The organism is Pantoea sp. PvP021, assembly GCF_054056055.1.
In genome coordinates, this window is sequence record NZ_JBSRXX010000013.1 from 1 (window position 1) to 13,603 (window position 13,603).

The window sequence follows — 13,603 nt, forward strand, 5'->3', positions numbered from 1 at the left end:
TTCACTCGTGAGGCTTGATATTTTTTACGTCCGGAGACGCTGATATCAATCCTGCGAGTGCCCACACAGATTGTCTGATAAATTGTTAAAGAGCATGCCGCGATTTACTGCGGCGCGGGCTGCGTATATTACGCTTTCCGCATTGTCAGTCAAGCATTTATTTTCGCTTAACTCACTGGTTCGTATGATTTCGAACCTACTCAACCCGGTGCTTCGTAAGCCGTTGTGCCGTGTCAGTGGAGGCGCATTATAGGGAGTTCTCGGAGGGTGACAAGTGCTAATTTCAAATAAAATTCCGAGTGCTGATTTTTTCAGCTAAAAGCCGCTAAAGCGCCAGTTTTTCCAGCAACGGGAAGCCATAACGCCGTAAAACGGGTGATAATTGTACCGCTTCACCATCCAGCTCCGTACAAAATGCAACGTTCTGCTGCGATGAATGCACTTCAGGTGCTTCATGCTCCAGCAGCCAGGCTGTGCGTCGTGCAATTGCCGCACCGGAATCAATCAGACGCGTCCCTTCCGGTAACACCTGCTGCAACTCTTCGCGCAGTAAAGGAAAGTGCGTACAGCCTAAAACGACCGTGTCCGGTGGTTCCGCCATCCGCAGCCACGGCTGAACAATACGGCGCACCTCATTCAGAGCAACTTCCGCACCATGGAGCTTCGCTTCTGCCAGTTCAACCAGCTCCGCTGATCCCAGCATCTCTATCTTGCAGGAACCGGCAAACTGCGACACCAGCTCATGGGTATAAGGACGGCGCACCGTGGCACGCGTCGCCAGCAAGCCCACTACGCCATTTCGCGTCAGGCGCGCGGCCGGTTTAATCGCCGGAACCACCCCCACAACCGGAAAGGCAAAACGTTCACGTAAAGCGGGCAATGAAACGGTGCTGGCCGTATTACAGGCGATGATGACTAACGAGAGAGGATAGCTGCGGGTAATGGCCTCAACGATAGCGACCACCCGATCCACAATGAAAGTCTCGCTTTTCTCACCATAAGGGAAGCCAGCGTTATCGAAGGCGTAGAGATAATGAAGATCCGGCAACAGCTGACGGACCTCATCATAGACAGAAAGCCCACCGACGCCGGAATCAAACACCAGCACGGTGGGACGCAAATCAGAAGTTGTAGCTGCCGCTGAGGTAATACTCTCGTCCTGGTGTCTGATAGCCATACACTGTCTCGTAATCTTTATCGAACAGGTTGGCAATTCTACCACGAACCGTGAGTTGTGAAGTGACAGGATATGAGACGGCGAGATCCCACAGGCTGACGCCACCTAACTTCACGCGACGGCTGGGAGAGCTGTTAAAGTCCGTATCATAACGGTCACCCAGATAATGGTAGGTAACTGACCAGTCAAACTCATACAGCGTCCAGTCGAGCTGGTATTTCACCTGCTGCTTAGCCCGGCGTACGAGCGGCTGATCGGTGCTGCCATCCCGCGCGTCGACATAATCATAAGAGAGCTGATGCGCCAGCGGCCCGGTGTCGAATCCTGCGGTCGCTTCAACGCCTTTAATGCGGGCCTGCTTAATGTTGTAGTAACGGAAAGTCGCCGGATCAGCATCAATCAGATTATCGATGTCGTTGCGATAGCCCGACACACGCCAGTTCACCGGTCCGCTCAGCCCTTCAAAACCGCCTTCCCACTGCTTACTTTTTTCAGGATCGAGGTCGCGATTGCCATAAAACGGGCTGTAAACCTGCGACAGATTAGGTGCTTTAAAAGCGGTGCCATAAGAGGCGAACGCGCGGTAGCCGGAGATAAACTCCCATGAGGCCGCCGTCTGCCAGGTGTTATGCCAGCCAAACTGATTGTTGTCGTCACCGCGTACCGCACCTTCAAGGGTGACGCTGCCAAACTGCTGCTGGCCGGTCAGGTAGAGACCGGTATTACGCTGCTCATAGCCATCTGACAAATAGTTCGTGCCCGGCTCGGTCGTCTCTTTCTGCCAGTCGACACCCGCGCTGATCGCCCCCTGCCCCACCTGCACGGTGTTGCCCCACTGCAGATTGTACTGGGTGACATCATCAAAGGTGGACGCGGCACCGTAGCGACCATTGCGCGGATCGTAGTTGATGTCTTTGGTATGGCCATAACTGGCGATGAGCTGGGTAGAGTAGAAGTCACGATTGAAGCGTAACCCGGTGTCCCAGGTCTGGCTGTAGAGCTGGCGGGTATCCGCCAGCCCAATAATATTGAAATTATTATCGTAGGTATATGAACCGTCGTAGGCGGTGCGGTTATCAAACCCGTAGCCGCGCACAAAACCACTGAGCTCATCGCTGAACTGATGCTCAAGGTTGCCATACAGGGTTTTGCTCATGAAGCCGTCGCGATCGTGCTGCGCCGGGCCATAGTCATTGGGATAACCCGCCACCACGTCATACCCTTTGGTATAGGTGTAGTTGCCTGCCAGGGTGAGCTTTGTCGCATCGCCCAGCATCTGCTGGGTTGAGCCGTCGTAGGATTGATAGCCGTTGGACCCGACGCCCGCCGTCAGCGTGGTGCCGGGTTGCGATCGGCCCGTAATGATATTCACCACGCCGCCAATCGCATCGGAACCGTAGACTGCAGAACGCGCACCGCGAATATATTCGATGCGCTGCACCAGTGACAGCGGGATCTGGCTGAGGTCAGACGAACCGGTGATGCCCGCCTGATTAAGCCGGATACCATCAATCAGGATCAGTACATGTCTCGATTCGGTGCCCCGAATAAACAGCGAACTCTGCTGCCCTAACCCGCCACTTTGCGCGACATCGACACCCGGCAGGCGGCGCATCACATCCGTCAGGCTTTTGGCCTGCCAGCGATCAATCTCATCACGTGTGACGACGGTGGTGGGTGCCAGCACACCTGAAACAGGTTCAGCAAAACGGTTGGCGGTGACTATTTGCGTATCATCATTCCCCTGAGCAAAACCGTATTGCGCCCAGAGAGAAATCGCCGTTGCGCTCAGAGCGAACAGCGAAGCAGTTTTTTTTGTCATTTTTATCGCATCCATAAGACGAAGCAGGATGCCGCAGGCCGACAATCAATAGCACGCGATGATTGTACGAGTAGCGACGTTACACCGGCAGGTCTTCGGGCTGGGAACCATAAGTGATGATGACTTCCCATCCCACAGGACAGTGTCTGCAATTGCACTCATCACGACATTCCTTACCGCTGCGCGTCAGCTCCAGATTCACACTGGATTCCCTATTAACTCGGGCTTGAGGCCGGCGTCTGCAGTCTACGGAGTGGAGATACGGAAGTCCAGACTGCCAAACATCTTCTCGCCGCAGGACTGGACATCAGCAAGTGAATGCCTACAATCGCCCGCTGGTAAGCTATTAATCAGGATTGCTCATGACACCCGAACATCTCCCCATTGAAGACTATGACGCACAGCTGGCGGAAAAAGTCAGTCGTTTAGAGACGATGATGACACCGTTTGCTGCGCCCGACGTGGAGGTGTTCCGTTCACCGGTCAGCCACTATCGGATGCGCGCCGAATTCCGCCTGTGGCACGACGGCGATGATATCTATCACATCATCTTTGATCAGCAGACACGCGAGCGGATCCGTGTTGATCAGTTCCCGGCGGCCAGCCAGCTGATCAATCAGCTGATGCCAAAGATGATCGCCGCGATCCGTGATAACCGTACCCTGCGTCATAAACTGTTCCAGATCGACTATCTTTCGACCCTGAGCAATCAGATTGTGATTTCGCTGCTCTATCACCGCAAACTGGATGATGAGTGGCAGCAGGCAGCCGCGGCGCTGCGTGACCAGCTTCGCGCGGAAGGGCTGGATGTGCAGCTGATTGGTCGCGCCACCAAGACCAAAATCTGCCTGGATCGCGACTATGTTGATGAGTGTCTGCCGGTAGCGGGTCGCGAGATTATCTATCGTCAGGTCGAAAACAGTTTTACCCAGCCTAATGCAGCGATGAATATTCAGATGCTGGAGTGGGCGCTGGATGTGACGCAGGATTCACAGGGCGACCTGCTGGAACTCTACTGCGGTAATGGCAACTTCTCGCTGGCGCTGGCACGCAATTTCCGCCGCGTTCTGGCGACTGAGATCGCCAAGCCCTCTGTTGCGTCAGCACAATACAATATTGCCGTGAACCAGATTGATAACGTGCAGATCATTCGTATGGCGGCGGAAGAGTTTACCCAGGCGATGAATGGCGTGCGCAGCTTTAATCGTCTGGAAGGAATTGACCTGACCAGCTACGAATGCGAGACGATTTTTGTCGATCCGCCGCGCAGCGGACTGGATGAAGAGACGGTGAAAATGGTGCAGGCGTATCCGCGCATCCTTTATATCTCCTGCAATCCGCAGACCCTCAGCGACAATCTGCAGACGCTGTCGGAAACGCACGATGTGACGCGGCTGGCGCTGTTTGATCAGTTCCCCTATACCCACCATATGGAATGCGGTGTCCTGCTGACACGTAAAGCGTAAACAAAAACGGGAACCCTGAGGTTCCCGTTTTTTTATCACTACTGATTACGCTTGCGCTTAAAACGCGTCGCAATCCAGAACACCAGCGCTACCATCAGAACGGTGGGAACGAAGTTGGAGCCAATATCCGGGTATTCTGCCCGCACCAGCGCGCTATAAACCAGAATCCCCAGCAGGAAAAACGCCGCTGCCAGTCCTGGCATACCGTCCGGCATATTGGTGTTGAGGTAACGCTGATGCAGACACCAGGCCGCCAGACCCAGCGCAATCAGCGGAAAAATCGAAAATGGAACAAAGGCGCTGAACAGCACAGAAAACGAGCCGTTAATTGCTAAGCCGGTAATAAAAGCCAGTACCAGTGTGCTTTTATCGCGAGTACCTGGGTGGGTCATGGACTGATCCTTACTCATTTCTCTTCGGGTTTTTCCAGGGTGGCCGCCAGTCGCTCTTGCTCCCGGCGGTACCAGTAATAAGCGCCTTTGGCGATCATACGCAGCTGTAACACCAGCCGATCCTCAAGCTTACGTCGCTGCTCAGCATCAACATCCAGTGCTTCTGCACCGGCGCTGAAAACAATGGTCACCATCGCTTCAGCCTGCGCTTCGGTAAAACTGCGCGGCATGCGATTTTCGACCTCAAGATAATCGGCCAGTTCAGCGATAAAGTGCTGAATTTCACGCGCCACGGCGGCACGAAAAGCGGCAGAGGTGCCGGAACGTTCACGCAGTAACAGGCGGAAAGCGTTGGGATTGTTGCCGATAAACTCCATAAAGGTCGACACCGACGTTTTAATGATGCTGCCGCCTTTGGCAATACGCTGGCGCGCCTGGCGCATCAGCTGTCGCAACATCAGCCCGCTTTCATCTACCATCGTCAGGCCAAGCTCATCAACATCCTTGAAATGACGATAAAAGGAGGTAGGTGCAATCCCTGCTTCACGGGCAACCTCCCGCAAACTCAGACTGGCAAAACTGCGCTCGGCGCTGAGCTGACTGAAGGCGGCTTCAATCAGTGTACGTCGTGTACGTTCTTTTTGTTGCGCTCTGACGCCCATTCTCTCTGCCTTTAGCGGTGTTAAGCAGGCACTATATCAAAATTTTCAGCGTACAGATTGGCAATCTTTGTCACCGCCTGTGAACCTCACTCTTTGTCAAAATGTGATGAAAATCGCTGATAGAATTCAGAAGTGCGCGACGAGATGTTAGAATCTCGTTGTAAAAATGTATAAATAATAGGACGTATCGGTATGCAAAAGTCTTACGATTACGATGCCATTGTGATTGGCTCAGGGCCCGGCGGTGAAGGGGCGGCGATGGGGCTGGTAAAACAGGGAGCGCGCATCGCCGTGATCGAACGCTACCACAACATCGGCGGCGGTTGTACGCACTGGGGCACCATCCCTTCTAAAGCCCTTCGCCACGCCGTCAGTCGCATTATTGAATTCAACCAAAATCCGCTCTACAGCGATCATACCCGACTGCTTCGCTCCTCTTTTGCCGACATTCTCAATCACACTGAAAACGTGATCAGCCAGCAGACAGCCATGCGTCAGGGCTTCTACGAGCGTAACCGTTGTGAACTTTATCAGGGCGATGCGCATTTTGTTGATGCCAACACCATTGAGATTGAGCAACCGGATGGCACGCGTGAGACGCTGACGGCAGAGAAGTTTGTTATCGCCTGTGGTTCACGACCTTACCATCCTGACAATGTCGACTTTACTCATCCACGCGTTTATGACTCCGACTCTATTCTCAATCTGCACCACGAACCGGGCCACGTTATTATTTATGGCGCGGGCGTGATTGGCTGTGAATATGCGTCGATTTTCCGTGGACTGAATGTCAAAGTTGACCTGATTAACACCCGCGATCGCCTGCTGGCGTTTCTTGATCAGGAGATGTCTGACTCTCTCTCTTACCACTTCTGGAACAGCGGCGTGGTGATTCGTCACAACGAAGAGTTTGAGAAGATCGAAGGGGTGGAAGATGGCGTCATCATGCATCTGAAGTCGGGTAAGAAAGTAAAAGCCGACTGTCTGCTTTACGCCAACGGCCGTACCGGCAACACCGATTCGCTGTCGCTGGAAAATGTGGGCCTGGAAGCGGATGGTCGTGGCCTGCTGAAAGTGAACAGCATGTATCAGACGGCTCAGCCACACATTTATGCCGTCGGAGACGTGATTGGCTATCCAAGCCTGGCCTCAGCCGCCTACGATCAGGGCCGTATTGCCGCTCAGGCGATTATCAAAGGGGAAGCGTCAGCGCACCTGATTGAAGATATCCCAACCGGGATTTACACCATTCCGGAAATCAGCTCCGTGGGTAAAACCGAGCAGCAGCTGACGGCAATGAAGGTGCCTTACGAAGTAGGCCGCGCGCAGTTCAAACATCTGGCGCGAGCGCAGATCGTTGGCATGAACGTTGGCAGCCTGAAGATTCTGTTCCATCGGGAAACCAAAGAGATTCTGGGAATTCACTGCTTTGGTGAACGTGCCGCCGAGATTATTCACATCGGTCAGGCGATCATGGAGCAGAAAAACGGTGGCAACACGATTGAGTACTTCGTGAATACCACCTTTAACTATCCGACCATGGCCGAAGCCTATCGCGTTGCGGCGTTAAACGGCTTAAACCGCCTGTTTTAACGCAGCGTCGAAATAGTGCTGCATGTGGGTTTTAATCGCCTCTGCCAGCTGTTCATAACGGCTGCGCAGTGGTGAACCCGGTCGATAGACCAGCGCAATTGTACGCTGTGGCACCGGTTTGTAGCAGGTGAGATAGCAGACGCCGTCGCGGATACGCTCCGGTGGGACTGCCAGCGCCGGTAACAGCGTAATCCCGCTGCCTGCCGCCACCATATTGCGCAGCGTTTCAAGACTGGTCGCACGGAAATGGGTATCTTCATCGGCGCCCGCCTCAAAGCAGAACCCCATCGCCTGGTCACGCAGACAGTGCCCATCTTCCAGCATAAGCAATTTCTCGCCTGCCAGATCGGACATAGGTACCCGGTCGCGATCGCACCATGGATGATCGGCATAGACTGCCAGCTTCATCGGCTCATCAAACAACGGCACTTCGATAAAGGCCTGGCTCTCTTTGACCAGCGCGATAATCGCGCAGTCCAGCTTGCCGCTATCGAGCTGTGCCAGCAGCTGCTGCGTCTGCGCTTCGTGCAGATACATCTCCAGTTTCGGGAATGTCTGGTGCAGCGTCGGGATAATCTGTGGCAATAAGTAGGGCGCGGTAGTCGGGATGAGGCCGATATGCAGCGGACCTGACATCGCTTCCCCTTGCTGACTGGCCATCTCTTTCAGCACTTTCACTTCACGCAGCACCGTACGCGCCTGATCCACCAGCAGCAAACCTGCCTGGGTGAACAGCACTTTACGGCTGGTGCGCTCCAGCAGCATCACACCCAGCTCATCTTCCAGCTTACGGATCTGCCCGCTTAACGTCGGCTGACTGACATGACACGCATCCGCAGCACGGCGGAAATGACGGTGTTCAGCAAGCGAAACCAGATATTCAAGATCACGAATATTCATTATTACCCTCCAAGCCACGATAGACCGTGGCGATAGATAGAATAGCAATGAACGATTGGCCCTATCAAGGGTGGTTGGGAATAATGCGCACATCAAATGGAACGCGGTATGTCAGGAGAAAAAAATGTTTGCAAGTCAGGAAGGTAAAGCTATTCCGTCAGCGACTTTTCACACACGTCAGGGCGATCGCTGGGTCGATGTCACCACTGAAGCGCTGTTTAAAGACAAAACGGTCATCGTTTTTTCACTGCCGGGCGCATTCACACCGACCTGCTCCTCCAGCCATCTGCCGCGTTACAACGAATTAGCGGGTCTGTTTGCCCAGCAGGGTGTGGACAGCATTCTGTGCGTCTCGGTGAATGACACGTTTGTGATGAACGCCTGGAAAGCAGAACAGCGCGCAGACAACATTACCTTTATTCCTGATGGCAACGGCGAGTTTACCCGCGGCATGGAGATGCTGGTTGAGAAAGCCGATCTCGGCTTTGGCCCACGTTCATGGCGCTACTCGATGCTGGTGCGTAACGGCGTGGTAGAGAAAATGTTTGTTGAGCCAAACAAGCCAGGCGACCCATTTGAGGTCTCTGATGCCGACACCATGCTGCGCTATCTGGCGCCCGAGTGTAAAGCTCAGGAGTCGGTCTCAATCTTCACTAAACCTGGCTGCACCTTCTGCACCCAGGCAAAACAGATGCTGATGGATCATGGTATTCAGTACGAAGAGATCGTGCTGGGACAGGATGCAACAACCGTGAGTCTGCGCGCCGTTTCAGGCCGGGCGACGGTACCGCAGATCTTCATGGGAGGTCGTCACATTGGCGGCAGTGAGGATCTGCAGCAATATCTGCTGTCAGCGTAAGAGAATCTGAGCGTCGGCCGGGAGAGCAGGCGCTTTGATGATGTGCCTATAAAAATGAGTAATTCTGAAGCTAGAGGTTGGCGGGCATTTAATGTGCCCGCTTTTTTTTACCTGTTAATTACGCCAGACGCTGCTTTGCGTCACCGATGGCACGCGCAACCTGCTGTGGCGAGACGCCGCCCTGCGCATTACGCTTATCCAGACAGGATTGCAGCGCCAGAATGGGATAGACATCCTCGCCAATCACCGCACTGAACTGCTGCAGCTGTGCCAGCGACAGCGCTTCCAGCGCCACACCCTGCCCGATGGCGGCAACCACTACTTCCCCGACGATATGGTGTGCTTCACGGAACGGCACGCCTTTGGCGACCAGATAGTCAGCCAGCTCAGTGGAGTTTGCGTAACCCTGTTCAGCCGCTTCCTGGCAGCGCGGGCGTTTAACCTGCAGGCCATCCAGCACCAGAACTGACATATGCAGACAGTCGAGCCAGGTGTCGAGCGCGTCAAACAGCCCCTCTTTGTCTTCCTGCATATCTTTGTTGTAGGCCAGCGGCAGACCTTTCAGCGTCATCATCATGCCGGTCAGCGCGCCCTGCACCCGGCCACACTTGCCGCGAATCAGCTCCAGCGCATCCGGGTTTTTCTTCTGCGGCATCAGCGATGAGCCGGAGGTCACTTTATCTGACAGTTCGATAAAGCCCGCTTCACCCGTGTTGAAGAAGATCATATCTTCGGCGAAGCGCGACAGATGCACCATGCCGATGGCAGCGTCAGAAAGCAGCTCCAGCACGTGATCGCGGTCTGATACGGTATCCAGACTGTTGCGCGTGGCAGAAGCAAAGCCCAGCCAGCCTGCCAGCTGCTGACGATCGATCTCATACGCGGTACCGGCCAGTGCGCCACAGCCCAGCGGGCTGACATCGAGCCGCTTCAGCGTATCCTGCAGACGGCTCTCGTCACGCGCCAGCATTTCAACGTAGGCCAGGCACCAGTGCGCAAACGTCACCGGCTGCGCACGCTGCAGATGCGTGTAGCCCGGCATCACCGCATCCTGATTGGCTTCGGCGGTGACCACCAGCGCCTGCTGGAGATCACGGGTGGCACCCAGCAGCGCCTCAATCTGCACCTTGCACCACAGCTTGAGATCGGTCGCGACCTGATCGTTACGGCTACGTCCGGTGTGCAGTTTTTTGCCCAGCGCGCCCACCTTGTCGATCAGCTGGCCTTCAACCCAGCTGTGAATATCTTCGGCGTCGCTCTGCAGAATCTGCTCAGGATCCTCACGGACTTCATCCAGTAACGTATTCAGGGCCGCTTCCAGCTGCTGCTGCTCATCCTGAGTCAGGACATTTACCGTCACCAGCGCTTTGGACCAGGCAACAGAGCCAATGATGTCCTGCTCTGCCAGGCGGTAATCGAAGCGCAGCGAGTCATTGAACTGTTTAAAACGTTGATCTGCTGCCTGAGTAAACCGTCCACCCCAAAGTGCCATGTGAAAACTCCTCTGAATCGTTAAACAAGGGGCGGCATAAATGCCGCCCCTGAAATGAAACTGTGAGGCGAGGCGCACCTCGCCTGAAAATTACTTCTTCTGCTCGTTCAGGGCGCGGATACGCGAAGAGAGTGAGAACAGACGGATAAAGCCGCCCGCATGACGGTGATCGTACACTTCATCTTCACCAAAGGTGGCGAACTCTTCCGAGTAGAGGCTGTTCGCGGAACGCTTCTGGGTGGCTGTCGCCTGGCCTTTGTAGAGCTGCAGTACCACTTCACCGTTAACCTCTTCCGCCAGCGATTCGGCAGCGGCCTGAATCGACTTACGCAGCGGGGCGAACCAGCGGCCGTCATAAACCACATAGGACATCTCGTGGCCGAGCTGCTCACGCCATTTGAAGCTATCGCGATCCAGCACCAGCTGCTCAACCGCACGCAGCGCATTGACCATGATGGTGCCGCCAGGGGTTTCGTAGCAGCCGCGCGATTTAATCCCTACCAGACGGTTTTCAACGATATCGATACGGCCGACGCCATGTTTTGCGCCCAGCACGTTAAGTTTTTCCAGGCACTGGAACGGACTCAGTTTTTCACCGTTAACCGCCACGACCCGACCTTTTTCCACGGTTACGGTCACTTCTTCAGGCTGGTCAGGCGCTTCCAGCGGATCGACAGTCCAGACCCAGCAATCTTTATTCGGTGCATTGGCCGGGCTTTCCAGCACGCCACCTTCGGTGGAGATGTGCCAGGCATTCTCGTCGCGGCTGTAGATTTTCTCCAGTGACGCGGTGGTCGGAATGTTGCGCTCTTTCAGGTAGTCCAGCAGCGCTTCACGTGAACGCAGGTTCCATTCACGCCACGGAGCCACCACTTTCAGCTGCGGTGCCAGCGCGGTGTAGGTGGTTTCGAAACGCACCTGGTCATTCCCTTTACCGGTAGCGCCGTGACACAGCGCATCCGCACCCACTTTCAGCGCCAGCTCAACCTGTGCTTTAGCGATGATAGGACGCGCCATTGAAGTGCCCAGCAGATAAGTGCCTTCATAGAGGGCGCCAGTCTGCAGCACCGGATAGACATAGTCGCTGATGAACTCTTCACGCAGGTCAACCACGTGGCATTCAGATGCGCCGGACTGCAGGGCTTTCTTCTCTACACCTTCCAGATCGCCGCGCTCCTGACCGATATCTGCGACAAAAGCGACGACTTCACAGCCGCCGTAGTTCTCTTTCAGCCATGGAATGATGGCCGAAGTATCAAGACCACCGGAGTAAGCCAGAACGATTTTTTTGATGTTTTGCGTTTGCATTTCGTAATCCTTGAATCAGAGTCGTTAAGCGAGAATCCGGGTGCCAATCGACACGCCGTTAAACAGGTCAGGCAGCCGCTCAGCGTGACGCCAGCTGGCAATATCCACCGGGCGGCCCAGGGTACGCGCTGCATCAAGCGCAGCGTGCACTTTCACAATCATGCCGTCAGTAATAATGCCCTGGGTAATCAGCTGCTCAGCTTTGTCGGCGGTCATCTCTTCGATGCGCTGACCTTTGCCGTCGAGAATACCACTGACGTCTGACAACAGGACCAGATCAGCGCCCAGCGTCGAGGCCAGTGCGGTCGCCGCCTGGTCAGCGTTGACGTTCATCAGGTCGCCGCTGTCAGTTATACCAATTGAGCTCACCACCGGCATATAGCCGGCCGCCAGCAGGGTGTTCAGCAAGGCCGGATCGCCCGGCATTGCGTGGCCAACGTGGCCGAGTTCTTCATCAAACGGTGTGACATTCACGATGCCCGCATCGCCCAGGCAGAGGCCTACCGCGTTGATGCCCGATTTTTTTGCCCAGGCCAGCAGCGTTTTATTCGCGGTTCCCGCCAGCGCACCGGTAATAATGTCGATCTGATCGGCTGGCGTGACACGCAGGCCATTTTTCTTCTTCACCGGCAGCGCCAACTTTTTCATCAGTTCATCCACCAGGCAACCGCCGCCGTGGACAATAATCAGCGGACGCTGATGGGCGCTGCGGTAGGTCAGCAGCGCTTCAAACAGGCGGGCCAGCGCTTCTTCGCTGTCTAACAACACACCGCCCAGCTTGATAATCAATGGATTGGTCATGGTATATTTGTCCGTTAAATCAGTGACTGCGTTTCAGGGAAGCCGAACCGGATGTTCAGGCACTGTACCGCCTGCGATGCCGCGCCTTTCAGCAGATTATCTTCGGCTGCCACGACAATCAGATGCTCGCCCTGCACTTCAAAACCGATATCGCAGTAAGGCAGACCCACAACGGCTTTCAGCGCCGGTACGCCCTGCTCGTAGAACCGCACCAGTGGCTTGTTGTCATAGGCGCGATGAAAAACGGCGGCGATATCTTCACGGCTGACACCTGCTTTCAGACGGCAGGTAATCGTCGCCAGGATACCGCGCGGGAAGTTACCCAGATGCGGAGTGAAGATCACCGGCGTACCAAGGTGCGCGACGATTTCCGGGTGATGACGATGATTGAACAGGCCGTAAGGCTGCAGGCTCACTTCGCAGAAGCTGGTGCCGACATTGGCTTTACGTCCGGCACCGCTCACGCCGCTGGTGGCGTTGATTACCGGCCACTGCGCCTCGTTTAACAGTCCGGCATCCACCAGGGGCTTCAGCGCCAGCTGCGCAGCGGTCGGATAGCAACCTGGCACAGCCACCAGCTGCGCCTGCTGGATTTTCTCATGCTGATATTCGGCAAGGCCGTAAACGGCTTTGTCCAGCCAGTCGCCATGCTGATGGGTGAAGCCATAAAAGCGGGTATAAAAATCAGCGTCATTCACGCGGAACGCACCCGACAGGTCGAACACCACACAGCCAGCCTTGAGAAATTCCGGCGCCAGATCGTGGCTGACTTCGTGGGCCGTCGCCAGGAACACCACATCCACCTTGTCTGCCCACTCGGCCGCGCTGCTCAGCGGCTGCAGCGGCAAATCCACCACACCTTTCAGCTGCGGATGGAGATCGGAGAGGCGCTTGCCGGCATCAGGGCTTTGCGCCGAAACCGCCAAAGCGGTTATGTTGATATGTGGATGGCGATTCAGGAAGGTGGCAAGCTCTGTACCAGCATAACCACTGGCACCAACGATCAGCGTATTCAACATCAGGCTGTAACCCTTTTTACAGTCGCACGTTCCGGGTCGCGGCCTTGCCCCGTTACCCGCCCTGTCATCTGCAGTGATTTAAGGTTCCCTTGCAGAGGACGTTAATGTATTT

12 protein-coding genes and 1 riboswitch are annotated in these 13,603 nt (G+C 55.2%); of the genes, 3 read left to right on the forward strand and 9 right to left on the reverse strand.

Annotated elements, in window-relative coordinates; translation table 11 throughout:
- Window positions 1-325: 325 nt before the first annotated feature.
- Together murI and btuB are read right to left on the reverse strand one after the other, a co-directional pair.
- Window positions 326-1,177, reverse strand: coding sequence for a glutamate racemase (gene murI, locus ACVKSX_RS22305; RefSeq protein ID WP_187507331.1), 852 nt, complete (start codon window positions 1,175-1,177; stop codon window positions 326-328).
- A complete protein-coding gene (btuB, locus tag ACVKSX_RS22310; protein ID WP_089415168.1) occupies window positions 1,122-2,999 on the reverse strand; it encodes a TonB-dependent vitamin B12 receptor BtuB in 1,878 nt (625 codons plus the stop codon). Before btuB ends, murI begins: the two co-directional genes overlap by 56 nt.
- A 69-nt stretch (window positions 3,000-3,068) precedes the next feature.
- A riboswitch (cobalamin riboswitch) is annotated at window positions 3,069-3,251 on the reverse strand.
- A gap of 110 nt (window positions 3,252-3,361) precedes the next feature.
- Here btuB and trmA point away from each other — a divergent pair.
- Window positions 3,362-4,465 (forward strand): tRNA (uridine(54)-C5)-methyltransferase TrmA, encoded by a 1,104-nt coding sequence (gene trmA / locus ACVKSX_RS22315; protein ID WP_010258124.1) that lies wholly within the window; start codon window positions 3,362-3,364, stop codon window positions 4,463-4,465.
- Between the two features lie 38 nt (window positions 4,466-4,503).
- Here trmA and ACVKSX_RS22320 read toward each other — a convergent pair whose 3' ends face one another.
- Together ACVKSX_RS22320 and fabR are read right to left on the reverse strand one after the other, a co-directional pair.
- Window positions 4,504-4,857, reverse strand: a complete 354-nt coding sequence (locus tag ACVKSX_RS22320) for a YijD family membrane protein (protein ID WP_010258126.1) — start codon at window positions 4,855-4,857, stop codon at window positions 4,504-4,506.
- Window positions 4,858-4,871: 14 nt separating this feature from the next.
- Window positions 4,872-5,519: an HTH-type transcriptional repressor FabR gene (gene fabR, locus ACVKSX_RS22325; RefSeq protein WP_354439572.1), complete on the reverse strand. Its 648-nt coding sequence runs from the start codon at window positions 5,517-5,519 to the stop codon at window positions 4,872-4,874.
- Between the two features lie 192 nt (window positions 5,520-5,711).
- On the opposite strand from fabR, the gene sthA reads away from it, so the two are divergent.
- On the forward strand, window positions 5,712-7,112 hold the full coding sequence (gene sthA, locus ACVKSX_RS22330) for a Si-specific NAD(P)(+) transhydrogenase (protein ID WP_010258130.1): 1,401 nt from the start codon (window positions 5,712-5,714) through the stop codon (window positions 7,110-7,112).
- Here sthA and oxyR read toward each other — a convergent pair.
- On the reverse strand, window positions 7,095-8,012 hold the full coding sequence (gene oxyR / locus ACVKSX_RS22335) for a DNA-binding transcriptional regulator OxyR (protein ID WP_010258132.1): 918 nt from the start codon (window positions 8,010-8,012) through the stop codon (window positions 7,095-7,097). The genes sthA and oxyR overlap by 18 nt on opposite strands.
- 124 nt (window positions 8,013-8,136) lie before the next feature.
- Between oxyR and ACVKSX_RS22340 the strand changes: the two genes are divergently transcribed.
- The gene (locus ACVKSX_RS22340) at window positions 8,137-8,871 is read left to right on the forward strand and encodes a glutathione peroxidase (RefSeq protein ID WP_010258134.1); all 735 of its coding nucleotides are present in this window, start codon (window positions 8,137-8,139) and stop codon (window positions 8,869-8,871) included.
- A 118-nt stretch (window positions 8,872-8,989) separates the two neighbouring features.
- Here ACVKSX_RS22340 and argH read toward each other — a convergent pair whose 3' ends face one another.
- From argH to argC, 4 genes are all read right to left on the reverse strand, one after another.
- Window positions 8,990-10,363, reverse strand: coding sequence for an argininosuccinate lyase (gene argH / locus ACVKSX_RS22345; protein WP_010672061.1), 1,374 nt, complete (start codon window positions 10,361-10,363; stop codon window positions 8,990-8,992).
- Between the two features lie 90 nt (window positions 10,364-10,453).
- Window positions 10,454-11,671: an argininosuccinate synthase gene (locus ACVKSX_RS22350; protein WP_022624925.1), complete on the reverse strand. Its 1,218-nt coding sequence runs from the start codon at window positions 11,669-11,671 to the stop codon at window positions 10,454-10,456.
- A 24-nt stretch (window positions 11,672-11,695) separates the two neighbouring features.
- Window positions 11,696-12,472, reverse strand: a complete 777-nt coding sequence (argB, locus tag ACVKSX_RS22355) for an acetylglutamate kinase (protein ID WP_010258140.1) — start codon at window positions 12,470-12,472, stop codon at window positions 11,696-11,698.
- 14 nt (window positions 12,473-12,486) lie between these two features.
- Window positions 12,487-13,491 carry an N-acetyl-gamma-glutamyl-phosphate reductase gene (argC, locus tag ACVKSX_RS22360; RefSeq protein ID WP_163799730.1) on the reverse strand — a complete coding sequence of 335 codons (1,005 nt, stop codon included), beginning with the start codon at window positions 13,489-13,491 and terminating at the stop codon, window positions 12,487-12,489.
- Window positions 13,492-13,603: the final 112 nt, after the last annotated feature.

What these genes read in the sequence shown, in the direction of transcription:
- murI (WP_187507331.1), bottom strand. Translation starts at nt 1,177, where the DNA reads ATGGCTATCAGACACCAGGACGAGAGTATTACCTCAGCGGCAGCTACA.
- btuB (WP_089415168.1), bottom strand. Translation starts at nt 2,999, where the DNA reads ATGACAAAAAAAACTGCTTCGCTGTTCGCTCTGAGCGCAACGGCGATT.
- trmA (WP_010258124.1), top strand. Translation starts at nt 3,362, where the DNA reads ATGACACCCGAACATCTCCCCATTGAAGACTATGACGCACAGCTGGCG.
- ACVKSX_RS22320 (WP_010258126.1), bottom strand. Translation starts at nt 4,857, where the DNA reads ATGACCCACCCAGGTACTCGCGATAAAAGCACACTGGTACTGGCTTTT.
- fabR (WP_354439572.1), bottom strand. Translation starts at nt 5,519, where the DNA reads ATGGGCGTCAGAGCGCAACAAAAAGAACGTACACGACGTACACTGATT.
- sthA (WP_010258130.1), top strand. Translation starts at nt 5,712, where the DNA reads ATGCAAAAGTCTTACGATTACGATGCCATTGTGATTGGCTCAGGGCCC.
- oxyR (WP_010258132.1), bottom strand. Translation starts at nt 8,012, where the DNA reads ATGAATATTCGTGATCTTGAATATCTGGTTTCGCTTGCTGAACACCGT.
- ACVKSX_RS22340 (WP_010258134.1), top strand. Translation starts at nt 8,137, where the DNA reads ATGTTTGCAAGTCAGGAAGGTAAAGCTATTCCGTCAGCGACTTTTCAC.
- argH (WP_010672061.1), bottom strand. Translation starts at nt 10,363, where the DNA reads ATGGCACTTTGGGGTGGACGGTTTACTCAGGCAGCAGATCAACGTTTT.
- ACVKSX_RS22350 (WP_022624925.1), bottom strand. Translation starts at nt 11,671, where the DNA reads ATGCAAACGCAAAACATCAAAAAAATCGTTCTGGCTTACTCCGGTGGT.
- argB (WP_010258140.1), bottom strand. Translation starts at nt 12,472, where the DNA reads ATGACCAATCCATTGATTATCAAGCTGGGCGGTGTGTTGTTAGACAGC.
- argC (WP_163799730.1), bottom strand. Translation starts at nt 13,491, where the DNA reads ATGTTGAATACGCTGATCGTTGGTGCCAGTGGTTATGCTGGTACAGAG.